Raw genomic sequence first — 24,109 nt, 5'->3', positions numbered from 1 at the left:
ACTACGCAGTGTTGACGACCGGAGACTGCGACGCCGGTATCGCCTGTGTTAGACGTGCAGCCTCCACTCTGATCAAACACGTTCACAGGCAACGATAAAGCAGCGCAAGCAGATGCACACAGACACCAAATACATCTTCAAGGTTGTTCCGCGCGATGCATGGCAAGCGGCCTGCAACGATGGTGTCTATACTGGATCGGCCGACGACCTGCGCGACGGCTTCATACATTTTTCGTTGCGTGATCAGTTGCCCGGAACATTGGCCAAACACTATCGCGGGCAAAGCGATCTGCTGCTTGTTCGGTTTGATGTCGATGACCTGGGCGATGCACTAAAGTGGGAGCCATCGCGCGGCGGCGCGCTGTTTCCCCATCTTTACGCACCGCTTCCCACCCGCCATGCCATATCTGCGGACGAGCTGAAGCTGGAGGGAGAAATTCCCTCGCTTCCAGAAGGCTTTTTGTAATGCTGAAAAAACTGTTCGAGCTGACGCCCAGAGCGCTGCGCCTGCTTGCTCCGGAAGAAGCGCATGAAGTGACGCTGAAAGCGCTTGAATTTGGTGCGTTTCCCACCTCGCATACACCGGATGACCCTGTGCTGGCGACTAACTTCGCAGGGCTTAGCGTACCCAATCCGATCGGCATCGCGGCGGGGTTCGACAAGGATGCGCGCGTGCCGGATGCGCTGCTGCGTCTTGGATGCGGCTTCTCGGAAATCGGCACTGTCACGCCGCTGCCGCAGCCGGGCAATCCAAAGCCGCGCGTGTTTCGTCTGCTTGAGGATCGCGGCGTCATCAATCGCTTAGGGTTCAACAACGGTGGCCATGCGGCAGCGCTGGAGCGCCTCAAGCGTCAGCCAAATCGCGGCGTTGTCGGCGTCAACATCGGCGCCAACAAGGATTCCAGCGATCGCATTGCCGACTATGTGCGCGGCATCAGCACATTCTATGATGTCGCGAGCTATTTTACGATCAACATTTCATCGCCCAACACGCCGGGCCTGCGCGATCTGCAAGATCCGGCCGCGCTGAGCGATCTTGTGCAACGCGTTATGGATGCACGCGCCGAACAAATGCGCGCGGGCAAAGCTAAGCGTCCGCTGATCGTAAAGTTGGCGCCTGATATTCCTGAAGGCGATCTTGAAGCGGTCATAGCGCCGCTCGTCACGCTGGGTGTCGATGGCATCGCGGTTTCGAACACAACGCTAGCTCGCGCCGGGCTGCGCGATGCCAATGCACGCGAAGCCGGTGGACTATCGGGACGTCCGGTGTTTCACCGCGCAACGGTGATGCTGGCGCGCGTGCATCAGATCACCGGCGGCGCCATTCCGCTGATCGGCATCGGCGGCATCGACAGCGGTGAAGCTGCGCTCGCAAAGATCGAAGCGGGCGCTACGCTGCTGCAGCTTTATACCGGCATGATCTATGAAGGACCGGCGCTGATCGGCGACATCAAGCGTACGCTCGCGGCTGCCGCCAAACGTGCTGGCGCGGCGTCGGTCTCGCAACTCACCGGACGTCGTTCCGCCGAATGGGCCGCAAAGCCGCTGGAGGGCTAGCGGCATTCCTACTCTATCGTGCAAAGGATCGGGACGCGGCCTGTGCGAAGGCCGTTCAACCCAACCTGCGCAACTGGCGCTGCGGCCTCAAGCCTGCCCGCCATCCCGGGGCGTTCCGTCTGACTTGCCTGCGGTTTTAAGCAGGCGTGAAATGAACCAGATCGGCACCACCACGATGGCGCCAAGGATAAAGTAGCCAAGCAGCGAATCTATCGCGCCGAAGCCGAGATCGTAGATGCGTTGCAGCAGAACGTTGATACGCTCAAAGATGTTGTCGGGCGTTATTCCCAGCGCCGAGAGGATGACGCCGACCACGACGGACAGCAGCACCAGACGGATGATGACGCCCGCTACGCTGCCCCCAAGGAATGTCTCGCGATCCATGCTGGTCAATCTCCCGTTGCGCGGCCTGGCAAATATTCCGGCGCGTTAATTGTGTCTTCCCTTGCGGGATCGTGGTTTGCCTTGCGGGATGGCGGTTGGCGCACCGAACCACCATCTAAGCCCCAAGGCCTGAATACCTCAGGCGAAGCGAAACGGATCTAACATAGTTGCCGGTCCATTTCGACAGCGCCATTTAACCAACGTACCTGAGTTTGGATGCCGTCCGCCGCAAAGCCCGCCTCTGCCCCTCGATCCCGCGCCAAGCCTTTGACGCGCGGGCGCGTGGCGGCGTCCGCACCTCAGCGCGCCAAGCTTCGGACCAAGAACGAGGCTGAAGCGGCCGGCACTGCAAAGCCTGCATCCCCAGCCGCAGCCCCACCCGTAGAGCTGCCGGAACCGTTTGCCGGCTGGTTTGCGAACCGTGGTTGGACACCGCGCGCCCACCAGCTGGCATTGTTGGAAGCCGCGCGGGACCGCCGTTCCAGCCTGTTGATCGCCCCCACCGGAGCCGGCAAAACGCTGGCCGGGTTTCTGCCCAGCCTCATCGATCTGGCTGCTAAGGGCGGACGACGCGGCAACAGGGCTCCGGGCCTGCACACGCTTTACATCTCGCCGCTGAAGGCACTGGCGGAGGACGTTGCGCGCAACCTCACCCAACCGATTGCGGAAATGAGCCTGCCGATCCGCACCGAAACACGCACCGGCGATACCTCCATTGCACGCAAGGCCCGCCAACGCCGCGCGCCGCCACACATTCTTATGACGACGCCGGAGCAGCTTGCGCTGCTGCTGAGCCATCCCGACAGCGACGCGCTGTTCGCCGGTCTCGACACCGTTATTCTGGATGAGATCCATGCGCTGGCCGCAACCAAGCGCGGCGATCTGCTGTCGCTGGACCTCGCGCGCCTGCGTGCCATCAATCCGGATCTGCGCACCGTCGGGCTATCGGCCACGGTTGCCCGCCCCACGGAATTGCGCGCCTTTCTGGTGGGGCAGAAGTCGCCGCAATCGCACATCGAGCTGGCGGACCTCATTCACGTTGGTGGCGGCGCCGAACCGCACATTGAAATTCTGGAACTGGACGAAACCGTTCCGACCGTCGGCCACACCAGCCTTTACGCCATCGAAGAAATCTACAAGGCGATTGAAGCGCACCGCCTCAGCCTGCTGTTCGTGAATACGCGGCGGCAGGCGGAGCTGCTGTTTCAAGACCTGTGGCGCAACAATGAAAAGTCTCTGCCGATTGGGCTGCACCATGGATCGCTGGATGCCGAACAGCGGCGCCGCGTGGAAGCAGCGATGGCATCCGGCGCACTGCGTGCCGTCGTCGCCACCTCAACGCTGGATCTGGGCATCGACTGGGGCGATGTCGATCTGGTCATTCACGTCGGAGCGCCGAAGGGGGCAAGCCGCTTCGCCCAGCGCATCGGCCGCGCCAACCATCGGTTCGATGAAGCTTCGAAGGCTGTACTCGTGCCATCCAACCGCTTCGAGGTGCTGGAGTGCCGCGCGGCGGTTGAGGCGGCGAAGGCTGGTGCGCAGGATGTAACCTTCACACGTCCCGGGGCGCTCGATGTTCTGGCGCAGCACATTTTGGGCGTTGCCTGCACCGGACCATTCAACGCCAACGACCTTTACGCCGAAGTTATCTCAGCGTCGCCCTATGCCGGGCTGAGCCGCGCCACCTTCGACCGCGTTCTCGGCTTTGTTGCCGACGGCGGCTATGCCCTCAAAAATTATGAGCGCTTCGCCAAGCTGAAACCGACACCCGATGGATTGTGGCGGCTGACGCATCCGCGGTTCGCGCAGGCCTATCGCATGAACGCGGGCACCATCGTCGCCGAGCCGCTGATCAAGGTTCGGCTGATCGGCAAGCGCAGCGCGTCGCGCTCAACGCTTATGGGCGGCCGCGTGATGGGCGAGGTGGACGAATATTTCATCGAGCAGCTGCGCCCGGGAGAGGCGTTCGTTCTGGCGGGAGAGGTGCTGCGCTTTGAAGGCATGGGCGAAAACGAAGCCTACGTCACGCGGGCCACGGCGCGCTCGCCCATCATTCCCGCTTACAACAGCGGCAAGTTTCCGCTCTCAACGCATCTGGCGGAGCGGGTGCGCGTAATGCTGGCGGACGAAAACGCATGGTCGCGTCTGCCCACATCGGTGGAAGACTGGCTGCGCCTGCAGCAGCAGCGTTCGGCCATCCCCGGCCGCGACGAACTGCTGATCGAGACATTCCAGCGGCGCAACCTGCACTATCTCGTCACCTATCCATTCGAGGGACGGCTGGCGCATCAGACGCTTGGCATGCTGCTGACCCGGCGGCTGGACCGCATCGGCGCATCGCCGCTCGGCTTCGTCGCCAACGATTACGGCATGGCGCTGTGGACTCTCGGCGATCTTTCGGCCCTCGTCGCCGACGGCAAGCTCAGCCTCGAAGAACTGTTCGATCAGGACATGCTGGGCGATGATCTCGATGCATGGCTGGCTGAATCCAATCTGATGAAGCGCACCTTCCGCCATGTCGCGCTTATCTCCGGGCTGGTGGAGCGGCGGCATCCAGGCCGGGAAAAAAGCGGGCGCCAGATCGCGGTTTCCACCAACCTGATCTATGATGTGCTGCGGCGGCACGACCCGCACCATGTGCTCCTGGAGGCTACATGGTCAGATGCCGCAACCGGCCTTCTGGATATTGCGCGACTGGGGGATTTTCTGCGACAGATCGAGGGTAGGATACAGCACCAGCCGCTCGACAGGGTGTCGCCGCTTTCGGTGCCCATCCTGCTGGAAATCGGCCGCGAGGCTGTGGCTGGTTTTGCCCGTGAGGAACTGTTGCGTGAAGCGGCAGGCCTTTACGCCAGCGAACAGGAATGATCGCCGGGCCAATCAATTGCTGCGCGCGACGACGAGGAAGCAGAGGGAACTGAATGCTGGAGCTGAAGCCCGAGCGGCTGGCCTTCGACGATTACCAGGATCAGGAAATCTCCATCTGCGGCAAGCTGTTTCGCGCCGACATGTCGGGCGCACTTTACTGGCCTGCCGAGAACGCCCTCATCGTAGCCGATCTGCATCTGGAAAAGGGCTCGTCCTATGCCCGCCGCGGCCAGTTGCTGCCGCCCTATGACACGCGCGAGACGCTGAACAAACTGGCCGCCGCCATTGATCGCTATGACGCCGCGACAGTCATCGCTCTGGGCGACAGCCTGCACGATATTGACGCTGCGACGCGCATCGGCATTGAGGATCTGGAAATTCTGCAGATCATGCAGGAAGACCGCGAGTGGATCTGGGTGACGGGCAATCACGATCCGCACATCACCGAGCGTCTCGGCGGACACGTTGTCGGCGACATTGTCGTTGAGGGCATCACGTTGCGGCACGAACCCCACGCCGGACACATGACTCACGAGATCGCCGGCCATCTGCATCCCGCCGCGAAAATATCGATGCACGGTTACACGCTGCGGCGGCCATGCTTTGTCGGCAATGGCCGCAGGCTGGTGTTGCCTGCGTTCGGCAGCTACGCCGGTGGTCTCAATATTCTGGCCGAGCCATTTGCGCCGCTGTTCGGGCTGGAAGGCATGCAGGCGTGGATGTTGGGTCAGGAAGGATTGTATCCGGTTGCTTCGCGACTGCTGCGCGAGGACTGAGCCGCCGCCGCTGCGACAACAAAATCGCGCGGCGCAGCAACCAACGCCTCACGCCGTTTTGCGTCGGAACAGCATCGAAGCCAGCAGACCCGACAATACGGCGATGATCACGGCGATCAGGCCATAGCTCGCCGGATAAACGAACGCGAAGTTGTGCACCAGCCGCTCGATACCGGCGCGGTGCAGCGTTACGCGCGCGATATGCGCACTCACCACTTCACCGTCGCGGAACAGATACGTGCGCGCCACCAGCGGCCCCACCGGAATGTTGGCGGGCAGCGCAATCGTGCTGCGGAACAGGCTGCGCCCCACGAAGTCGACGCCTTCCGGCTCCAGCACGTAAAGATCCTGGCGATGCTTGAGCCGGATCACCGCTGAACGGAACGCCGCCAGTTGGGAATCCTTCAGTCCGACGCCGCTATTGCCCGCAGGCATCATCTTGATGTGCCGGAAGCCGATGGCATGGCGCTCCAGAACGGCCGGCCCCGCGATCTCCTCAATCGGCTTCGATGACGCGATCGCATAATAGCTCGGCACCGAATTGAAGGTGATCGACCACGTGTTCATCCACACACCGGCCACTTCGCTTTTACGGCGTGCGACGATCGGGAACGGCGTGCCCTCAACCACCACAACAACGTCATAGTAGCTCCCGGCATCGTCCTTGGGAGCCTGACTGTTGTCGATGGCGCCAAACACGACGATCTCGTGCCCGGTGAAGCCGGTGGTCACTTCAAGACTGCGGGTTGAGATGTCGGCCTCGACCGTTTCCATCGGCGGCAACGGAGGCGTCACGACTGTCGGCGGCGGCAGGTTGGGCGGCGGTGTGGCCTCTGCCTCCTGCGCCGATGACCGCGCCGCGTTAAGTGCCATGCAAAGACACATCACCGCGATGATCGCTGACCGCATCATAGCGTGCCCCCGATCAGAGGGCCGATGGAAAATATTTCCGCCGGCGTCACCATCAGATCCCAGGCGATGCGCAGACACACCAGGAGCACCAGCGCCGCCAGCATGAAGCGTAGCTGCTCGCCCTTGAGCTTGCCGCCCGCTGCCGCGCCGAACTGCGCGCCGACAACGCCGCCCACGATGAGGATCAACGCCAGCACCACATCGACGGATTTATTCTCTATCGCCTGCAGCAGCGTTGTCACCGCCATGACGAACACGATCTGGAACAGCGACGTGCCAATCACCACGCTGGTGGGAACGCGCAGCAGATAGATCATCGCGGGCACCATCACGAAGCCGCCGCCGACGCCCATGATCGCCGCCATGAAGCCGACGAACGCGCCAATCATCGCTGGCGGCACCGCGCTGATGTAAAGCTTTGAGCGGTGGAAGCGCATCTTGAACGGCAGGCCGTGCACCCAGCTGTGCTGGCCGGTCTGACGCGTCGGCACGGGTTGGCCGGAGCGCTGCCGTTGAATGCTGCCCACGCTTTCAATCAGCATGAGCGCGCCCACCGCGCCGAGGAACGTGACGTAGCACAGCGACACGAACAGCTCGAACTGGCCCATCTGGCGCAGGATTCTCATCAGCGATACGCCGATGAACGACCCGACGACGCCGCCCGCCACCAGCACCATGCCCATCTTCACATCGACGTTGTTACGCCGGTACTGGGCCATCGCACCTGAAACGGAAGACGCAAGGATCTGCATCGAGCCGGTGCCGACCGCAACCGACGTCGGCACACCGAGGAAAATCAGCAGCGGGGTTAGCAGAAATCCGCCGCCAACGCCGAACAGCCCCGAAAGAAAACCGACTGCTCCGCCCAGGCCCAGAAGGAGCGCTGCATTGACGGACATCTCGGCAATGGGCAGGTAGATGTTCATCCGCTTCGCTTGCGCATTTTCCTTTGCGGCGCCCGGATCGGTCGCCCTGGGATTGCCGCTGCCTGATGCTTCTGCCCCGCTGGCATGTCAAGGCAGCGACGGTGTTCGTTACAGCATACGCGAGGGAAGTAAAAATAGGCGCTTCGCCAACAAAAAATGCGCCACGTTGTCCGCAGCGCATCTGTTGTGATTGAAGCCCCCGCACTTTGCCTCGAAACGCGAGGGTGGCTCATGCCTTCCGATGTGGGGCATGCATCGGCGGGAAGCGGAGCCTCTGAGCGCTAGAAAAAATCAGCCGCGCTTGGCGCCGCCCTGCCAGGCCTGCCCGGCGAGCCGTGCATCGTTGACCATGTTCTGCATCGGCTTGGCCCGCCATGCAGCAGCACCCTGCTCCACAGCGCTGGCAGCCTTGGCGTCCAGCTTTTTCTTAATGGTGTCGCGGCGGCCTGCAGCATCGGTGTCACCGGCCTTGGCAGCCAGGATCAGCCACTTGTAGGACTCTTCCAGATCCTGCTTCACGCCCATGCCGTTCTCGTACAGCACCGCCAGATTGTACTGGCTGTCGGCCAGGCCGTGCTCGCTTGCGGCCTTGAACCAGCGCGCTGCGGTTTCATAGTCGCCGTTGGGGCTGCGGGAAGCGGCAAGCACAGCCAGGTTGTGCATGGCCTTCACATTGCCCTGCGTCGCCGCGCGCTCATACCAGATTTGAGCCCGCTGGCGATCAGCCTTCACGCCCAGGCCGCGCTCATAAAGCGTTGCCAGACGGAACTGGGCCAGTGCAAAGCCATTGGCAGCGGAGCGCTGATACCATTGCGCAGCTTCCCGCAGATCCTGATCGGTGCCCTTGCCCTCGGCGAGGCGCGAAGCAACCTCGAACTGAGCCGAGGCATCGCCCTGAGCCGCAGCCAGGCGCATCGAGAACGGTCCAACAGTCGCCGGCGGAAGCTTGGAAGCCCCCGGCGCGGCAACAATTTCTTCTTCCTCGGTCATGGCCGAGGGTGCAGCGCCACCATGCTGCTCAAGGATGTTCTGTTCCATCAGCGCTGCGGGTGTGGTCTGTGCAGCGGCAATGCCGAGTTGACCGGAGAGGTAAGCCATCCGCGCCTGCTCGCTCATCTGCGCAAGCTGCTCGGGCGAAACCCCGCCCTCCTGCATGGTGATGCCGTTCGGAATCGCCGCCGTCTCAAACGGGCCGTCCTTCGACATCGGCACGCTTTCAAACTCGTTCGCACCCTGCTCGATTGGCGGCACAATCTGATTTTCGCGCTGCGCGGGGGCAGGCGCTACGCCACCGAGCGGCGCGGGCTCTATCTCAGCGGGGATGGTTGCGGTGCTGCCATCGTCAAAATCGGCAGGCGCCGGCGCAATCGTCGCCGTCGGATGTTCTACGGCCGTGGAGGTCGTTGTGCGCGGCATGAAGAAGATTGCCGCCGGAATTGCTGCCAGCAGGATCAGCAGGCCCATCGCAGCCCGCTGCGAACGGAAGCTGAAGATCGAACGGCGTGCGCGTGGCTTCGACGGCCCCTCATCGCCAGCGACGGAAAGCTTGCCGGCACGCAGGTCAGCGTCCGCACCTTCAGGACGGGCAGCGGCCTTCAGCTTCGCGCGGTGCGCATCGGCGATGAAGTCGTGGCGCAGCACTTCCATCGACCGCTTCGCCTCGCCGAGGTTCTCGGCCTCGGCATCAGCCGTGCGCGAGAAGGCAGCGTCGAGATCAAAGCCAGACGTGGTGTAAACCGGAACGCGCGGCGCCTTCTCAGCGGCAGCGTCTTCGCGGTAGGCGCGGACGTTGGCTTCAACCACATCCTCAAGCGGCAGGAAGTCCGTATCGTCCTGTTCCTCGGCAACTTCTGCCCGGAACTCATCGCCAACCGATTGTGAAGCAATGACGACCGGCGCTGCCATCGGGGCCGCAGGGACAACAGCAGCCGCGCGCGATGACGAAGGCATCTGCGCAAACACACGCGCGGTGGCCGGGATCAGATCGTCCTCATCCATTGCCTGAACCGGAGTGGCAATCGGCTGCGGCGCTGGCGGAGCGGCCTGGGCCAGCGGATCGTAATCCTCCTCGACCGGCTCGGCAGCGGCAACAACCTCCTGCAACGAACGGCCGTAACCGGCCGCGCGCGGCGAGCGGACAGGCTGCGCTTCGACATCAGCATAATGGTCGACAGCATAGGCCGACGAGGACTTCGCAGGCGCCGTGATGGCTGCAACCGACGACGATACGGTGGCTGCGGCTTCGGCGGCCTGTTGTGCTGCCTGCCGGTGCGTCTCTTCAAGCTCGTCGATACGGTCCAGCACACGGATGATCGCCTGCTGCATCGTATCCAGCATGCTGGCGTTGTTTTCGTCGCTGTTGCGACGCTCGGCGATCAGGCCCTCGATCATGCCGCGCATCTCGCCGATGTCGCGCGCATTACCGGCGTCGCTGCCGCTGGTCATCTCGGTGAAGTTCGTCATGACGCGACGCGCCGTCGCGTCGGCCAGATCGTCGTAGTCGAGTTCGCGATTGGCGTTGCGGCTCACAAGCCCGCAAAGGCGTTCGTCGGAAAGCTGCACGGCGATGATGCGAAGCTGGGCATCGATTGCGTCGAGGCGGCCAACGTCGGTTACCTGCACGCCCTCGTTGATCAGGCGCGTCAGGCGTTCATCGGAAAGCTGCGACGTCAGGGTTCCGAGGTGCGCGTCGATCATGTCGAGGCGCGCCAGCTGGCGGCGGAACTGGTCGAGATGACCTGCGATCTCTTCGATCTGGCCTTCGAGTGCGCGAATTTCTTCGATGTCGGCACGTGTAGCCATCTGGCCAGCCATGCCGGTGATCTGCGCTTCCAGATCATCGAAGCGACGGCCAAGCGATGCCAGCGCCTTATCAGGGTGGATCTGTGCCAGCGTTTCTTCGATGCGGACTGCAATTTCCGCAAAGCGCTGATCCAGCAGTCCGGAATCGATGGCGCAGCCGCGCGGCGCCGGCCTGGCGCTGTCGCTGACCTGCATGCCCATCGCGCCGCCATGCGGTTGCGGCATAGCCTGCGGCGGCCTGGAGCCCGACGATGACTGCGCACGTGCGCGGACAGGCGCCGCCATTTCGTGGCGGGCTTCGTGGTTGAAGGCCTCACCGGATTCGTAGAGCCGCATCAGCGCGCTGGCCGCAGCTTCATCGAGGTGCTGACCATAATCGCGGATGTAGGCAGATGCGTCGGCCGGGCTGGCGCGGTGGCGCGGCATCGGCTGCGCCGGAACCCTGTGCGCCATGCCATAGCGATCACCCAGCGCGATGACCTCGTCAGGCGTCACGCGGGCAACCCGGACGTCGTCTTCGGTGACATAGCGGATCGCCTTGAAGCGGGCCGAGGCCGTGCGCTTCTCAGGATCGGCAAGATTGTAAGGCACCAGCGCGCCACGTCCCAGATCGGACAAACGCTCGCCCAAGCGGTGCATCTGCTGCTGAATGCGCTCGACATCGGGGCCGAATTCATTCGGCATCTGAGCCCGGATGGAGCGTGCTTCTTCGGTCAGCGCAGCGAGCCGGTCGCGCATCTGATCGAGCATGGCCGCCTGAGAAGTCTCGTGAGCAGCAATGGCAGCAGCGTCCGCGCGCACGCCATAAATTCCATTGTAGGCTTGGTTCGACATCTCAATCCCTTGGCGCTTGTGGCTAGTGCCCTACCGAGGCGGTACGGCGGGCTGCGTTGGCCGAATCGGGACGCGGATACAAAATTCCGATCGTCCTCAGGCTTTGCGAGTCGCGGTAAACGCGAGGTTAAGCGCCGGACAAAAATCGTACTGAGGGGCAAAATTTGCGCGAAAAAACAGTCTTTAAGACCAAAGTTCAAAAGTGAACCGCTATCAAAAGATTAACAGGGAGCGCTCAATGGGTGGCCACAGGTTGCATCAGCCGATGTCTCAGACCTTCGAAACTCTGCGCGTCGCCACCCATGGACCGGCGCTGCTGGAGCAAACCGGCGCCGTGCGGCAATGGCTTGATCAGATCGCGGCGCGCGACGGTCTGCTGACGCTTTTCATCCGGCACACGTCGGCATCTCTGCTGATCCAGGAGAACGCCGACCCCGATGTCCATGTCGATTTGCTGGCGGCCTTTGAGCGGCTTGCGCCCCGCCACCATGCCTATGTACACAGCGTCGAAGGCCCGGACGATATGCCGGCGCACATCAAAGCCGCCGTGCTGCAGACGTCCCTCTCGATCCCCGTGCAGTCAGGGCAAATGGCTCTAGGCACCTGGCAGGGCATATATGTTGTAGAGCACCGCGATCGCCCGCATCGGCGCGAGGTGCTGATGCACTATCTCGGTACGTTCGCCGATTGAACTGGCGCCGCCACCAGCCGCTGCGCCCGTGAGATGCAGCGCGCACGCAAGGGACAGCGCACGCTGCCAAAGGCAGCAGACTAGGCCCGTTCGCGGTTTTTCAGGCGCAGTAGACGCATCTCACGGTCATAGATGCCTTCGCCGCCGGGAATCCGAATCTCCCGCACCAGTTCCAGTTCACTGCGGCTCGGAGCGGGCGTCGCCAGACTTGCAGCCACCACCGCCAGCGCTCCGGCAGGCAGACCAAGCATTGCCGCAAGCGCGCCATCCAATCCGATAACGCCGGAAGTGCTGGCAACAATCATGAGGAACGCAACGCCGAAGCCGCAAGCCATACCGGCCATGGCGCCGAAGGCGTTGGCGCGCTTCCACCAGATGGACAGCACCAGCACCGGAAAGAACGTCGACGCGCTCAACGCCAATGACCACAACAACAGACGCAGCGGATCGGTAGGCGCAGCCAGCGCCACCACCACGCCCAGACCGGCGACACCGGCAATTGTCAGGCGCCCAAGATGAACCCGTGCAGCGCGCGGTAGCGGCTCCCACGAAAGACCGTTCACCGCGTCCTCGGCCACCACGTTGCCCAGCGCGCTCGCAGCGGCTCCGATACCAACCAGAGCCGCCGCAACGACACCCGCAGCGACCGCAAACAGCGCAATCGAGGGCAGCTCGGCAACAACGGGAAGCGACAGCAGCACACTGTCACGCATGAAACCGAAGCCGGTATAGGCCGGCGGCATGCTCGCACCGGGATCGGCAAACCCCAGCCGGGTCAGCTCCTGCATCCACTCCGGCAGCGTAGCCGGCGCCTGCCGGACCAGATCCATCAGATAATCGCGCATGTAAACCGCGACAGCAGCGGCCGTCATTGCGATCAAACCGAAATAGACGGTGGCCCAGCCGAGCGACTTGCGCGTTTCATAAACGCCGGGTGTCATCGTCACGCGCGGCAGCAGCCAGGGCGATGAGGCAATGCCAGCCATGACCGTCAGCATCGCCATTACGAATGCGCCTGAACCCACCGCCCCGAACGGTACCGCGTAGCGTTTCGCAAGGTGCGTCATGCCTTCGCCCGGCACCGCAAATGCAAAGGGCGTGGTCTCAACCGTTGGCAGGCCCTGCGCGATTTCCGGATAATTCAGCGACCGAAGCAGCGGACCGTTGGTCAACTGCGGCAGCGGGAAGTTGCTTACCATCACCGCCACGATGGCCACCGGCACCAGCAGCGCCAGCACCGCCGCGATGGCTGCAGCGCTGCCCGACCAACTCAGCGAGCGCATGCCGCCAATGGCACCGGTAACGACAAACACGAACGCCAGCAGAATGATCATCAGGGTTTGCGGCTGTCCGGAAAGCCAGCCAGCGGCCATCGCACCCATGCGCAGTTCAGCAGCGATCATCAGCAGCGCTGGCACCGCCATGAGCGCGGCAGCAAGCAGTCGCACAATCTTGCTTTCAAAGCGGCGGCCCAGATAGCTCGGCACGGTGAAGGTTCCGAACTTGCGGAAGCAATGGCGCGATCATCACCGCCATGATCACAAAGCCCGCGATCCCGCCGATGGAGAAAAACAGGCCGTCGAAACCGATCAGAAAGAACACGCCCGTCAAGGCAACGATGCCCGTGGCGCCCAACGCCGCTACGCCGATGGCAAGCCCGGTATATCCGGCGGGAACGCGACGCCCGGCAGCGAAAAATTCCAGCGAGTCCTGCGTGGGCGCACACAGTGCAATCGCCATATAGAGGACGAGCGGACCAAGCAGCATGCCCCAGCGCAGCAGCGCATCCGATGTGCCCAGCTCTTCAAAGATGAGCAGCAGCAGCGTCAGCCCGACCAGCAGGCTGACGAAGATGCCGAAATAGGTGCCAAGCCGCGGATTGACGACGCGGGCGCGCGATGTTGTGGGCATGGGCTGTTATCCCGCCAGCTCAACCGTCCTCGTGCGCGCCGTGCCAATGGTCGATCGCATCCTGGCGATTGACGAAGCTGGCAACGGTGAACACCGCAAGCACGAAGACCCCGTGCAAGCTGAGGAAATAGCCAAGCGGAAAGCCGAGAAACCGGCTGGAGTTGAGGCTGTCGGCGTAAAGCGGCAGCACAATAATAAGAACAAGGAACGGAACCACGCTGGCGATCATCTGCCATTTCGTGTGCCGCCAGTACGGCTTACGCTCTTTGCGTTCCATCATGGCCTGCCAGATCCCCCATCCTTGCGTGCTGCAACCGGTCCAGCACAGTGCCTTAGGTCACGTCAATACTGCGACGCAGATAAGGCGGGATACGCGACCGACTGTGCTTGCCCCGAAGCACCGCATATGCCGTTCTTCGCATAAGGTTCCACCGGGGCCAAAAGTTAGTGTCCGCATCCAGTGAGGGAGAAGCAAATGAAGCAGATGTGGGAAGAATTCAAGACTTTCGCAGTCAAGGGCAATGCTCTCGATCTCGCCATCGGCGTCATCATCGGCGCCGCCTTTTCTCCAGTTGTCTCGACACTGGTCGAGAACGTCATGATGCCCATCATCGGTTATGTCACGGCCGGCGTTGACTTTTCTTCGCTCGCGGTCACACCGATCGAAAGCGTCGAAATCAAATACGGCCTGTTCCTCAACGCCATCGTGCAGTTCATGATCACCGCAGTGGCGCTGTTCTTCCTGATCAAGGGCATCAATATGATGCGCAAACCGGCCGCTGAGGCTGATGCCGCACCGCCGCCACCGCCGCCCTCCGAGGTGTACCTCAAGGAAATCCGCGACGCGCTCGTGAAGCAGACGTCCTGATTCTGCGCTCGATCCATTCGCCGCTGACCTGGGCCCAACGCCTTGGGTCAGCGGCTTTCCGGTCCATAGCTCGCCTGTGGCGCTGATGTGGGATGGCCTGTTCGTGCGGCCGTTTGGCAGATCAAGACCATTTGCCGGAACAACCGAATAGGCTACAAACGAGCCCACGCTGGTGACGGCCCGCTAAATCCTTTTTGGCGCGGGCGTTACGGTGTTGCGGGCGTAGTTCAGTGGTAGAACGTCAGCTTCCCAAGCTGAATGTCGTCGGTTCGATCCCGATCGCCCGCTCCATTTTATTGTGATTTTTCAAGCCCCCACGCGCTCCAAAAATTAAACAGACGCGAAACAAATGGACAGCGCGGACACCAGTGTCCCGGAATTGTCCCGGACACTTCTCGCTTGGCAACCTTCGCACGACGCGTGCAACAGCTTTACTGTTCGCGCGCGTAGCTGATGACCGACAGGAACCGGATCGGCAGCCTGGTCAGTTCCTCCGGACCATGCGGCGCATCGGCGTCGAAGAACAGGCTGTCGCCCTTCTTCATCGGATAAAGCCGATCGCCATGCCGATAAACAACCTCACCCTCCAGCATATAAATCAGCTCGTGGCCGCTATGCTGGAACAGCGGAAACACATCTGACTTCTCGGTGAGCTGAATAAGATATGGCTCAACAATGACGCTGCCGGAGAAGCCACCGGTATGCCCGAGCAATTGATACTGATGCCCGGCCCGCGTGCCCCGGCGCTCAATCTGCAGCCCCTTCCCGGCCGAAACAAAAACCGCATCGCGCCGCTCCTCGAAGCGCCGGAACAGCGACGTCACCGGCACACCCAGTGCCTTCGAAAGCCGCTGCAGCGTTGTGAGTGATGCCGATGTTACGCCGTTCTCGATCTTCGACAGCATGCCGAGCGAAAGATCCGCCGCGCGCGCCAGATCCGAAGCGGTGATGCCCAGCTTGTTACGGAACGTACGCACCTCACGGCCAATGGCCACTTCAAGCAGGTTGTCGCGCGCACCAGTAAGCGCATGCGGATCCTGCTCGCCCACAACAGCCACGTTCTGCGCAAGGACATCACGCAAAACGGCTTCTATTTCGCCGTTGCCCGCCTCACCTGGAAGCGGCTTGCCGACAGCCTTTGCAGCGGTCTTTGCCTGAGGCGGCTTACCGGGAGATTTTTTCAACGTCGTAGGTCTTTTCATCCGCCAGCCAGCTTCTGAAATGCGCCAAGTCCAACGAGGCGGCCGTCGAACTCGTCAGCCGCATCAACAATGCAATCGCAGAAGTATTGGGACGCCGCACTGTCTACAAGCAAGTGAAAAACAGGCGTCGCACCCAGGTCAACTCGCGCCAGAATAGCGTTCATTCTGGCGACAGATGTCTGCGCAATCGACAGGTCAGGAAACTTATGCAGCCGCAGATCGATGGCGCACAATTTCGCAAACATCTCCGGAGCCGCGTCGCCCGCAACAGCAAGCCATGCGTGACTATCCCGGCGCGGGAGCGGGTAAGTACGTTCACCGTCGTCAATGTTCCAGCTGGCGTTGAGTTGCTCCAGCCGTTCTCCCGATCCATCCAATGGCGACAACAGCAGCACTTCACTCGGCGCCAGAACGAGACAGACGCTGCCATCCGGCTGACGGAAGGAGCGATTTGGCGTGGCGTCCAAAACAACACCGCGCGTCTGCATGGCTGCAATCGTGCCTCGGCCCTTAAAGCCAAGCCGAGGCAATGGCGATAAATCCGCGACGGCGATTGCGGGCAGCGTATCGTCCCGGCCGAACCGTTCAGCGTACGCCACCTCATCGGCCAGTGCGGCCCAGTTTGCGCCCTGACTGCCGAGACGACGCTGCAACGGCGAACGGCGATAGTAGGCAAATGGATCGATCATAGTCACAGCTCCTGCCGCGCGTTTTCAGGATCGTAGAACAGGGTGGCAACGGTCTCCGCCATAACCATTTGCCCGCCATCCACACGGATTTCAAAGCGACTGCCCGGCTGCGCAAGTTCAGGCGGCACATATGCAAGCCCGATCACCTTGCCGAGCGTCGGCGACCGCGTGACGGACGTAACGCGCCCTGCAATGTCGCCATCGCGGATAATGAGATGACACTCCTTCGGTGTCGGCGCCGTGCTATCGACCAGCGCGAAGCCAGCGAGCTTGCGCGCGACGCCCTTAGCCATCTGCATGTCGACCGCGCGCTTACCGATGTAAAACGGCTTCTTCTTACCGAGCGCCCATTCCATGTTGGCTTCAGCGGGATGCGTAAGCCCGTCCGTATCCTGACCGACGATGATGTGGCCTTTTTCAAGCCGCAGAATGCGCTGCGCCTCGACGCCAAACGGACGAATGCCGAACGGCTTGCCAGCCTGCATAAGATTGTCCCACAGAGCTTCGCCCTGTCCCGACGGACAATGGATCTCGTAGCCAAGCTCGCCCACGAAACCGACACGCAGGATGCGGACGGAAATACCCGCCAGCGTCCCTGTACGCACCGCCATGTATGGAAATGCGGCCGCCGAGAAATCGATGTCGCTTGCCAGCGTCTCAATCACGGCGCGCGCCTGCGGTCCGGCGAGATTGATACCCGCGTAGGCCGCCGTGACATTGGCCACATCGACATCCATCCGCCATTGCGCGTTGAACCACGACATCTGGCGGTAAACCTGATCGACCGCTCCCGTCGTCGCCGTCACGTAATAGTGGCGCTCACCAAGACGCGCGGCAACGCCATCATCGATGATGACGCCGGTCTGGTCGGTCATCAGCGCATAGCGTGCGCGTCCGAGAGGCTGCTTTTCATACGCCCAGGTATACACGCGATCCATGAATGCACCCGCATCCGGTCCGCGCACCTCAAGGCTGCCGAGTGTTGACACGTCGATCATGCCGACGCCGCGCCGAACCGCTTCCACCTCCCGCGCGATTGAGCGCTCGGCGTCGGATTTGGCGCCGTAATAGCGGGGACGCATCCAAAGCCCCGCGCTCATCATCTGAGCGCCGAGTTCAATATGCCGATGATGCATCGCAGTCAGACGTCGGGGTTCAAAAGCGCGCCCCGCCAACATACCGAATTTCTCCGGCACCAGCGGTGGCCGATAAGTTGTCGTGCCTATTGCAGCAGCCGGCTTGCCGATCTGGCGCGCAACAATACGAATGGTGTTGACGTTGGCGTGCCGGCCCTGGCTCGGCCCGAGCCCCGCGGTTGAATATCGTTTTACGAGCTGGATGTCGTCGTAACCGTCTTTAACCGTGTTGACGATATCCTTGACAGTAAGATCCTCGTCGAAGTCGACGAAGTTACTGCCGGTTGCCGCGCTGAAAATTGGATAGGGATGCGAGATATTGCTGGCGCTTGCCCCCGATGACAGCAACGGCTCATCGCCAGAGGCGCTTTCATTTTTTGCGCGGGCTGCTGCACGTTTGCCCGCGACAGCTCCACCAGCGCGGACATCGGTAGCGTCCCAGTGTCCGGCAGCGCTACCGGCAAGCGTAATGCCGTCAGGCACACCTTCGGCCCGCTGCATGTTGGTCTCAGCGTCATACACCGCACGCGCTCCGGCATGGCACGCCAGATTAAGCTGCGGCGCGAAACCCACCGCCATCAGCAGCGCGTCGCAATCGATCCACTGAGCCTGACCCGCCGTTTTTCCGTCATCCGCAATACGCGCAATGGCAACGCTTGTGATGCCGCGACGCCCTTTTGAGTTAACCGGCATGGCTCCGGTCAAAACGCGTACCCCACGGGCACGCACGGCGTCTTCAGCCATGCCGCCTTCGGGTTTCGCGCGCAGATCTACAACCGCCGCCACGGCAACACCGGCATCGAGCAGGTCCAGCGCCGCCTCATAGCCGAAGCGATTGCTGGTTGCGATGACCGCGCGATTGGCCGGGCAAACGCCGTAAAGACGCATCAGGCGCTGCGCCGCGCTTGCGAACATGATGCCCGGCCGGTCATTGTTCGGAAACACGAGCGGCTGCTCAAACGCGCCCGTTGAAAGCACGATTTGCTTGGCCCGGATCTTGTAAAGTCGGTTGGCGTCGAGTGCCGAAACCCAGTTGTCAGCAAACACCCCGCTGACCGTCGTGCCCGTCATCACCTGCAGATTTTCAGCTTGCTGCACGCGCGCCAGCAGATCGCGCCGCACCTCATCGGTGAGACCACGCGAAAACTCGCCGCGGCCATAGAGCAGCGATCCGCCCAACTCCGGCCACTCATCAATCAGCAATGTTTCCGCGCCGCTCTCGGCGGCCGCCAGCGCTGCTTCCATGCCGGCTGCACCACCACCGACAACAAGCACATCGGTGAACTTGTATGCCTTGTCATAAGATCGTGGCTTCGCTGCAGGCTCCAGATAGCCAAGCCCAGCCATGTGCCGGATCGGCTTTTCAAACCAGGGCCAAATGCCTTTTGGACGGAAGAACGTCTTGTAATAAAAGCCGACGGGCAGGAAGCGCTTGAATGCGCCCATAACCGCAAGCATGTCGAAGTTGAGCGAGGCAAGCCTGTTGACCGACGCAACAGAAATTCCGTCGCGAAGGTTGTATCGATCCGCACGGACATTCGGTTCGTCCGCTACCTGAACAATTGTGTTCGCGTCATGCCCGCTCATGGTCAGCGCACCGCGAGGGCGATGATACTTGAACGAACGCGACAGCAGGCGCTGCCCGCCGGCATATAGCGCCGACGCAATCACATCGCCCGCATATCCCATGTGCAGCTTGCCATCGAAGGTGAAGGCGAGAGGCGCGTTCTTGTCGATGAACAGCCCCCACTCCGAACCGTCAAGCCGCACACTCACTTTATTGGAAGAGCCTGTCATGCGGAGATTGCCCCTTCGCGCATGTAATATGCGTCAAGCGTCATGGTTTCGATGATTTCGTCGGTCAGCGTGTTGCGACGAGCGATGAACCAGGTGTTCGTCGGTGTGTGCAGCCACCATTCGGTGACCATGCCCGCGATGTTTGCTTCGAGGAACAGATGGTCTGTCCATGCCTGATCGGTGCACGTTGCCGGATCGACGTCAGGCTTCACTTCACCGCCCCAGGCAAACTCGGCAATGTTGCGCGGCCCGTTCACCGGGCAAATCATGATTTTCATGCGTAGCGTTCCTCTCAATGCCCGACCGAGGCCGCGCCCTTTTCGCCGACGAGATCGAATGATCCGAAGCGGTCGAGCGCGAATGGCTTGAGCAGATCCGGTTGGCGGCCGGTGGCTACGCATTCGGCCATGCGCAGCCCCGAGACCGGCGTCGCCTTGAAGCCCCACGTGCCCCAACCGGCATCGATGAAGAAGTTTTCAATTGGCGTTACGCCCATGACTGGCGAGAAATCCGGCGTCATGTCCGCCATGCCAGCCCACTGCCGCAGCACCTTGAGTTCGCCCATGAAGGGGAACAGCTCCAGCATGTGCGCCATCAGACTTTCCTTGAAGTCGAGCGTCGAGCGGGTTGAATAAAGGCCGTAGGCGTCCGTTGCGCCGCCCATCACCATCTCGCCGCGCGCCGATTGCGAAATGTAAACGTGCAACGACCCCGACACGACGATCTGATCGAGGATCGGCTTTACGGGCTCCGACACGCAGGCTTGCAGCGGAATGGTGCGGATGGGCAGCTTCAGCCCCGCCATGTTCGCGACAACGCTAGATGAGCCAGCAACTGCCTGCAAAACGCGACCGGCATGTATCGTGCCGCGATTTGTTTCCACGCCCACCGCGCGACCGTTCTCGATCAGAATGCGATTGACGCCGGTCTGCGTGTGAATCTCGACGCCATGCCGCGCCGCTTCCTTCGCATATCCCCAGGCCATGGCATCATGCCGCGCAATGGCGCCGGGCGGATGATACAGCGCACCCATGATGGGATAATGCACGTCATCCGACACGTTGAGCGTAGGGCATATGCGCTTGACATCGTCCGGTCCGATAACCTCCGACGACACGCCCATGTGCTTGTTCACTTCCGCACGCCAACGCGCCGTGTTCATCGCGGCGTCGGTGTGCGCAAGCGTGAAATGCCCGCGCTCGGTATACATCACGTTGATGTCGAGTTCGTTCGAAAGCGACCGAAACAGATCGACCGATTCCTTGTAGAACGCGACACCTTCCGGCGTCAGATAATTAGCGCGCACAATGGTTGTGTTGCGCGCAGTGTTGCCGCCCGCAAGCCAGCCTTTGTCGAGCACGGCGATGTTGGTGATGCCATGTCGTGTCGCGAGATAGTAGGCCGCCGCCAGGCCATGCCCACCGGCACCGATAATCACGACGTCATACGTTGGTTTCAGATCTGGACTTAGGCGGAAGTGGCGCTCTGCCGCGTGATCACCTTTGAAGGCGGAGCGCGTGGCGTATTTCAGAAGGGCAAACGGCATGGACGATGGATGCCTTTGGCTGAGATGTCTTGCCCGCGTGCAGCGAGCATTGGGATGCGATCTTTCCATTCCTAAAATGCAAAAATGTTTCCGGCCATTCAAGTCCAAGATGTAGGCTTCTCGCTGCAATAATTTTGGGCAGTTGCCTACTATACTGTCAGGAAAATATTATTCATCACAGTTGAATTGATGTATTCGCGCTGTTACCGTCCATCGCATCAAGATCAAACTCATCAGGTGCACCGGATGTGCGGAATTGTTGGACTGTTCCTGAAGAATGAAGCTCTCGAGCCTCAGCTCGGCGCTTTAACTTCAGCGATGCTCGCCACTATGTGCGAGCGCGGACCGGACTCGGCCGGATTTGCCGTTTACGGACAATCACTGGACGGCGAAGCAAAAATTACGCTGCAGTCTTCCTCTCCCGAGGTCGACTTCCCAGCCCTCGCCAAAGCTCTCGAAAATGAAATCGCTGGCGCTGTGAATCTTACTCAGCGCGCCACTCATGCGGTGCTGACCTGTCAGCGTGACGAACTTGACACCATCCGCGCCGCCGTGCGGCGGCTGGCGCCGTCGGTGCGCGTCATGGGCGTCGGGGAAGCGATCGAGATTTACAAGGAAGTGGGCTACCCGACGGCAGTTGCGGAGCGCTTCGAACTCAAGAGCATGAAGGGTACGCACGCCATTGGCCACACGCGCATGGCAACCGAGTCAGCCGTCACCACGCTCGGCGCGCATCCGTTTTCTACCGGCCCCGATCAATGCCTCGTGCACAACGGCTCGCTGTCGAACCACAATAACCTGCGCCGTTCGCTCGCCCATGATGGCATTCAGCTGGAAACGCAGAACGACAGCGAAGTTGCTGCTGCTTATCTGACTTGGCGCATGAAGCAGGGACTGGATCTCGGCCAGGCGCTTGAGAAAAGCCTCGACGATCTCGACGGATTTTTCACCTTCGTCGTCGGCACCAAGAACGGTTTCGGCGTTCTGCGCGATCCCATCGCATGCAAGCCCGCCGTACTGGCGGAAACCGACGACTATGTCGCGTTTGGTTCCGAATACCGGGCCCTCGTCGGCTTGCCGGGCATTGACACCGCGAAGGTCTGGGAACCTGAGCCTGCAACCGTCTACTTCTGGGAGCGCTGAAATGCCAGCGATAGATCTTTCTACGACGCCGCTGCGCGCACTCAACCAATCTCTGCACGCGCTCGCCGAAGGCTCCAGCGAAACCGAATGGGAAGTGCTGAACCCGGACGGTCGCCACGCCGTAGCGGTCGGCATTGATGCGCCAGTCAGCGTCGATATCCGCGGACCCGTTGGCTACTACTGCGGCGGCATGAACAAGCAGGCGACCGTAACTGTGCACGGCTCTGCCGGCCCCGGCGTCGCCGAAAATATGATGTCCGGCAAGGTCGTCATTAAAGGCGACGTCAGCCAATACGCCGGCGCAACCGGACGCGGCGGCATGCTGGTGGTGGAAGGCAATGCCGCTTCCCGCTGCGGCATATCGATGAAAGGCATCGATATCGTCGTCAAGGGCAGCATCGGCCACATGTCGGCGTTCATGGCGCAGACAGGCAACCTTGTCGTGCTGGGCGATGCGGGCGATGCGCTCGGCGATTCCATCTATGAAGCGCGCCTGTTCGTGCGCGGCAACGTGCAGAGCCTGGGCGCCGACTGCGTCCAGAAAGAGATGCGCGATGAGCATCTCGAACTGCTCGAAGACCTGCTGCAGCGCTCCGGCATCACCGGCGTGAAGCCCAGTGAATTCCGGCGCTACGGATCTGCCCGCAAACTTTACAACTTCAACATCGACAACGCGGACGCCTACTGATGAGCTATCACAACCCGCCAACCACGCCGCGCAAGTCGGCCACGTTCGACGACTACACCCTGTCTGAAATCCGCCGCGCCGCCACCACCGGAATTTATGACATTCGCGGTGCCGGCGCGAAGCGCAAGCTTCCGCACTTCGACGACCTACTGTTTCTCGGCGCATCGATGTCGCGATACCCGCTCGAAGGCTATCGCGAGAAATGCTCCACAGAGGTCGTCCTGGGCACACGCTTCGCCAAGAAGCCGATCCATCTCAAGATCCCGATCACCATCGCGGGCATGAGCTTCGGCGCGCTTTCCGGTAACGCAAAAGAAGCGCTCGGACGCGGCGCAAACATCGCCGGCACATCCACGACCACCGGCGATGGCGGCATGACGCCGGAAGAACGCGGCCACTCCAAAACGCTGGTGTATCAGTATCTGCCGTCACGCTACGGCATGAACCCAGACGATCTGCGCAAAGCGGATGCCATTGAGATTGTCGTCGGTCAGGGCGCGAAGCCGGGCGGCGGCGGCATGCTGCTCGGACAGAAGATTTCCGATCGCGTCGCTGAAATGCGAACGCTGCCCAAGGGCATCGATCAGCGTTCGGCATGCCGGCATCCGGACTGGACCGGCCCGGACGATCTCGAAATCAAGATCCTTGAGCTGCGCGAGATCACCGACTGGGAAAAGCCGATCTACATCAAGGTTGGCGGTGCGCGTCCTTATTATGATGTTGCGCTGGCGGTGAAGGCCGGTGCCGACGTCGTCGTCGTCGACGGCATGCAGGGCGGCACGGCAGCAACGCAGGAAGTGTTCATCGAGCATGTCGGCCAGCCGACGCTCGCATGCATCCGTCCGGCGGTGCAGGCGCTGCAGGATCTCGGCATGCATCGCAAGGTGCAGCTCATCGTCTCCGGCGGCATCCGCAACGGTGCCGACGTAGCAAAGGCTCTCGCACTCGGGGCCGATGCCGTTGCAATCGGCTCTGCGGCGCTCGTTGCTCTTGGCGACAACGATCCGGCGCTGGAAAGCGAATATCAGGCCCTCGGCACAACGGCCGGTGCATACGACGATTGGCACGAGGGTCGCGATCCCGCGGGCATCACAACCCAGGACCCGAAACTCGCCACGCGCCTAGACGCCGAACTCGCCGGGCGACGCCTCGCAAACTACCTCAAGGTCATGACGCTGGAAGCGCAAACGATCGCGCGCGCCTGCGGGCACAACCACGTACACAATCTTGAGCCTGAAGATCTGTGTGCGCTCACTATTGAAGCCGCCGCCATGGCACGCGTGCCTCTGGCAGGAACGAATTGGATACCGGGACAGGGATTCTGAGCATGTCTTTCGATTTCTGGAAAAGACAATCTCTGGAACTGCCGCAGCTAGCTG

General features: G+C 61.6%; 21 protein-coding genes and 1 tRNA gene. 10 read left to right on the top strand and 12 right to left on the bottom strand.

Annotated features, from left to right (window positions below; all coding sequences use genetic code 11):
• The first annotated feature begins 112 nt into the window (after positions 1–112).
• Complete coding sequence (locus QEZ49_RS00475; RefSeq protein ID WP_280383155.1) at positions 113–466, top strand: DUF952 domain-containing protein; 354 nt, start codon at positions 113–115, stop codon at positions 464–466.
• On the top strand, positions 466–1,557 hold the full coding sequence (locus tag QEZ49_RS00470) for a quinone-dependent dihydroorotate dehydrogenase (protein WP_280383153.1): 1,092 nt from the start codon (positions 466–468) through the stop codon (positions 1,555–1,557). Before QEZ49_RS00475 ends, QEZ49_RS00470 begins: the two co-directional genes overlap by 1 nt.
• 87 nt (positions 1,558–1,644) lie before the next feature.
• Here the strand turns inward: QEZ49_RS00470 and QEZ49_RS00465 are convergent, their stop codons facing one another.
• On the bottom strand, positions 1,645–1,941 hold the full coding sequence (locus QEZ49_RS00465) for a DUF6460 domain-containing protein (RefSeq protein ID WP_280383152.1): 297 nt from the start codon (positions 1,939–1,941) through the stop codon (positions 1,645–1,647).
• Between the two features lie 387 nt (positions 1,942–2,328).
• Here QEZ49_RS00465 and QEZ49_RS00460 point away from each other — a divergent pair, with 387 nt between their 5' ends.
• Complete coding sequence (locus QEZ49_RS00460; protein WP_280383677.1) at positions 2,329–4,809, top strand: ligase-associated DNA damage response DEXH box helicase; 2,481 nt, start codon at positions 2,329–2,331, stop codon at positions 4,807–4,809.
• Between the two features lie 53 nt (positions 4,810–4,862).
• A complete protein-coding gene (gene pdeM, locus QEZ49_RS00455; RefSeq protein ID WP_280383150.1) occupies positions 4,863–5,585 on the top strand; it encodes a ligase-associated DNA damage response endonuclease PdeM in 723 nt (240 codons plus the stop codon).
• A gap of 48 nt (positions 5,586–5,633) precedes the next feature.
• Here the strand turns inward: pdeM and QEZ49_RS00450 are convergent, their stop codons facing one another.
• From QEZ49_RS00450 to QEZ49_RS00440, 3 genes are all read right to left on the bottom strand, one after another.
• Positions 5,634–6,458: a TIGR02186 family protein gene (locus tag QEZ49_RS00450; RefSeq protein WP_280383148.1), complete on the bottom strand. Its 825-nt coding sequence runs from the start codon at positions 6,456–6,458 to the stop codon at positions 5,634–5,636.
• A gap of 35 nt (positions 6,459–6,493) precedes the next feature.
• Positions 6,494–7,423: a sulfite exporter TauE/SafE family protein gene (locus QEZ49_RS00445; protein ID WP_280383147.1), complete on the bottom strand. Its 930-nt coding sequence runs from the start codon at positions 7,421–7,423 to the stop codon at positions 6,494–6,496.
• A 291-nt stretch (positions 7,424–7,714) separates the two neighbouring features.
• On the bottom strand, positions 7,715–11,059 hold the full coding sequence (locus tag QEZ49_RS00440; protein ID WP_280383145.1) for a hypothetical protein: 3,345 nt from the start codon (positions 11,057–11,059) through the stop codon (positions 7,715–7,717).
• Positions 11,060–11,324: 265 nt separating this feature from the next.
• Here QEZ49_RS00440 and QEZ49_RS00435 point away from each other — a divergent pair, with 265 nt between their 5' ends.
• Entirely contained in the window at positions 11,325–11,750 is a 426-nt protein-coding gene (locus tag QEZ49_RS00435) for a secondary thiamine-phosphate synthase enzyme YjbQ (RefSeq protein ID WP_280383143.1), read from the top strand.
• Positions 11,751–11,830: 80 nt separating this feature from the next.
• Here the strand turns inward: QEZ49_RS00435 and QEZ49_RS00430 are convergent, their stop codons facing one another.
• From QEZ49_RS00430 to QEZ49_RS00420, 3 genes are read right to left on the bottom strand one after another with little or no spacing between them, the layout of a single operon-like run.
• Positions 11,831–13,237 (bottom strand): sodium:solute symporter, encoded by a 1,407-nt coding sequence (locus QEZ49_RS00430; RefSeq protein ID WP_280383141.1) that lies wholly within the window; start codon positions 13,235–13,237, stop codon positions 11,831–11,833.
• Positions 13,209–13,661 (bottom strand): hypothetical protein, encoded by a 453-nt coding sequence (locus QEZ49_RS00425; protein ID WP_280383139.1) that lies wholly within the window; start codon positions 13,659–13,661, stop codon positions 13,209–13,211. The genes QEZ49_RS00430 and QEZ49_RS00425 overlap by 29 nt, the downstream gene beginning before the upstream one ends.
• A gap of 19 nt (positions 13,662–13,680) precedes the next feature.
• Positions 13,681–13,941 carry a DUF4212 domain-containing protein gene (locus QEZ49_RS00420; protein ID WP_068463356.1) on the bottom strand — a complete coding sequence of 87 codons (261 nt, stop codon included), beginning with the start codon at positions 13,939–13,941 and terminating at the stop codon, positions 13,681–13,683.
• Between the two features lie 195 nt (positions 13,942–14,136).
• Here QEZ49_RS00420 and mscL point away from each other — a divergent pair, with 195 nt between their 5' ends.
• A complete protein-coding gene (gene mscL / locus QEZ49_RS00415; RefSeq protein WP_280383137.1) occupies positions 14,137–14,529 on the top strand; it encodes a large conductance mechanosensitive channel protein MscL in 393 nt (130 codons plus the stop codon).
• A gap of 216 nt (positions 14,530–14,745) precedes the next feature.
• Positions 14,746–14,820, top strand: a tRNA-Gly gene (locus tag QEZ49_RS00410).
• A gap of 140 nt (positions 14,821–14,960) precedes the next feature.
• Here QEZ49_RS00410 and QEZ49_RS00405 read toward each other — a convergent pair.
• Genes QEZ49_RS00405 through QEZ49_RS00385 form a run of 5 tightly spaced genes read right to left on the bottom strand, consistent with a single transcriptional unit; the run spans position 14,961 to position 20,899 of the window.
• Positions 14,961–15,731 carry an XRE family transcriptional regulator gene (locus QEZ49_RS00405; RefSeq protein WP_280383135.1) on the bottom strand — a complete coding sequence of 257 codons (771 nt, stop codon included), beginning with the start codon at positions 15,729–15,731 and terminating at the stop codon, positions 14,961–14,963.
• Positions 15,728–16,420, bottom strand: a complete 693-nt coding sequence (locus QEZ49_RS00400; RefSeq protein WP_280383133.1) for a hypothetical protein — start codon at positions 16,418–16,420, stop codon at positions 15,728–15,730. The genes QEZ49_RS00405 and QEZ49_RS00400 overlap by 4 nt, the downstream gene beginning before the upstream one ends.
• Positions 16,421–16,422: 2 nt before the next feature.
• Entirely contained in the window at positions 16,423–19,353 is a 2,931-nt protein-coding gene (locus QEZ49_RS00395) for a glycine cleavage T C-terminal barrel domain-containing protein (protein ID WP_280383131.1), read from the bottom strand.
• A complete protein-coding gene (locus QEZ49_RS00390; protein ID WP_280383129.1) occupies positions 19,350–19,631 on the bottom strand; it encodes a sarcosine oxidase subunit delta in 282 nt (93 codons plus the stop codon). Before QEZ49_RS00390 ends, QEZ49_RS00395 begins: the two co-directional genes overlap by 4 nt.
• Positions 19,632–19,645: 14 nt before the next feature.
• Complete coding sequence (locus QEZ49_RS00385) at positions 19,646–20,899, bottom strand: FAD-dependent oxidoreductase (protein ID WP_280383128.1); 1,254 nt, start codon at positions 20,897–20,899, stop codon at positions 19,646–19,648.
• Positions 20,900–21,145: 246 nt separating this feature from the next.
• Here QEZ49_RS00385 and QEZ49_RS00380 point away from each other — a divergent pair, with 246 nt between their 5' ends.
• The 3 genes from QEZ49_RS00380 to QEZ49_RS00370 are packed head-to-tail and all read left to right on the top strand — an operon-like array spanning position 21,146 to position 24,055.
• Complete coding sequence (locus QEZ49_RS00380) at positions 21,146–22,042, top strand: glutamine amidotransferase family protein (RefSeq protein WP_280383126.1); 897 nt, start codon at positions 21,146–21,148, stop codon at positions 22,040–22,042.
• 1 nt (position 22,043) lies between these two features.
• Positions 22,044–22,730: a GXGXG domain-containing protein gene (locus QEZ49_RS00375; RefSeq protein ID WP_280383124.1), complete on the top strand. Its 687-nt coding sequence runs from the start codon at positions 22,044–22,046 to the stop codon at positions 22,728–22,730.
• Positions 22,730–24,055, top strand: coding sequence for an FMN-binding glutamate synthase family protein (locus QEZ49_RS00370; RefSeq protein ID WP_280383122.1), 1,326 nt, complete (start codon positions 22,730–22,732; stop codon positions 24,053–24,055). The genes QEZ49_RS00375 and QEZ49_RS00370 overlap by 1 nt, the downstream gene beginning before the upstream one ends.
• Positions 24,056–24,109 lie beyond the last annotated feature (54 nt).

Source organism: Hyphomicrobium sp. D-2 (assembly GCF_029872155.1).
Taxonomy (GTDB): domain Bacteria; phylum Pseudomonadota; class Alphaproteobacteria; order Rhizobiales; family Hyphomicrobiaceae; genus Hyphomicrobium_A.
The sequence above is the reverse complement of the archived record's forward strand: the minus strand, read 5'-3'. Positions and strand labels throughout refer to the sequence as shown.

Bases quoted from the DNA above. Each gene is read 5' to 3' on its own strand.
- QEZ49_RS00380 (WP_280383126.1), top strand. From the start codon at position 21,146: ATGTGCGGAATTGTTGGACTGTTCCTGAAGAATGAAGCTCTCGAGCCT.
- QEZ49_RS00420 (WP_068463356.1), bottom strand. From the start codon at position 13,941: ATGATGGAACGCAAAGAGCGTAAGCCGTACTGGCGGCACACGAAATGG.
- QEZ49_RS00465 (WP_280383152.1), bottom strand. From the start codon at position 1,941: ATGGATCGCGAGACATTCCTTGGGGGCAGCGTAGCGGGCGTCATCATC.
- QEZ49_RS00395 (WP_280383131.1), bottom strand. From the start codon at position 19,353: ATGACAGGCTCTTCCAATAAAGTGAGTGTGCGGCTTGACGGTTCGGAG.
- QEZ49_RS00385 (WP_280383128.1), bottom strand. From the start codon at position 20,899: ATGCCGTTTGCCCTTCTGAAATACGCCACGCGCTCCGCCTTCAAAGGT.
- QEZ49_RS00435 (WP_280383143.1), top strand. From the start codon at position 11,325: ATGTCTCAGACCTTCGAAACTCTGCGCGTCGCCACCCATGGACCGGCG.
- QEZ49_RS00470 (WP_280383153.1), top strand. From the start codon at position 466: ATGCTGAAAAAACTGTTCGAGCTGACGCCCAGAGCGCTGCGCCTGCTT.
- pdeM (WP_280383150.1), top strand. From the start codon at position 4,863: ATGCTGGAGCTGAAGCCCGAGCGGCTGGCCTTCGACGATTACCAGGAT.
- QEZ49_RS00400 (WP_280383133.1), bottom strand. From the start codon at position 16,420: ATGATCGATCCATTTGCCTACTATCGCCGTTCGCCGTTGCAGCGTCGT.
- QEZ49_RS00405 (WP_280383135.1), bottom strand. From the start codon at position 15,731: ATGAAAAGACCTACGACGTTGAAAAAATCTCCCGGTAAGCCGCCTCAG.
- QEZ49_RS00450 (WP_280383148.1), bottom strand. From the start codon at position 6,458: ATGGCACTTAACGCGGCGCGGTCATCGGCGCAGGAGGCAGAGGCCACA.
- mscL (WP_280383137.1), top strand. From the start codon at position 14,137: ATGAAGCAGATGTGGGAAGAATTCAAGACTTTCGCAGTCAAGGGCAAT.
- QEZ49_RS00425 (WP_280383139.1), bottom strand. From the start codon at position 13,661: ATGCCCACAACATCGCGCGCCCGCGTCGTCAATCCGCGGCTTGGCACC.
- QEZ49_RS00445 (WP_280383147.1), bottom strand. From the start codon at position 7,423: ATGAACATCTACCTGCCCATTGCCGAGATGTCCGTCAATGCAGCGCTC.
- QEZ49_RS00475 (WP_280383155.1), top strand. From the start codon at position 113: ATGCACACAGACACCAAATACATCTTCAAGGTTGTTCCGCGCGATGCA.
- QEZ49_RS00440 (WP_280383145.1), bottom strand. From the start codon at position 11,059: ATGTCGAACCAAGCCTACAATGGAATTTATGGCGTGCGCGCGGACGCT.
- QEZ49_RS00375 (WP_280383124.1), top strand. From the start codon at position 22,044: ATGCCAGCGATAGATCTTTCTACGACGCCGCTGCGCGCACTCAACCAA.
- QEZ49_RS00370 (WP_280383122.1), top strand. From the start codon at position 22,730: ATGAGCTATCACAACCCGCCAACCACGCCGCGCAAGTCGGCCACGTTC.
- QEZ49_RS00390 (WP_280383129.1), bottom strand. From the start codon at position 19,631: ATGAAAATCATGATTTGCCCGGTGAACGGGCCGCGCAACATTGCCGAG.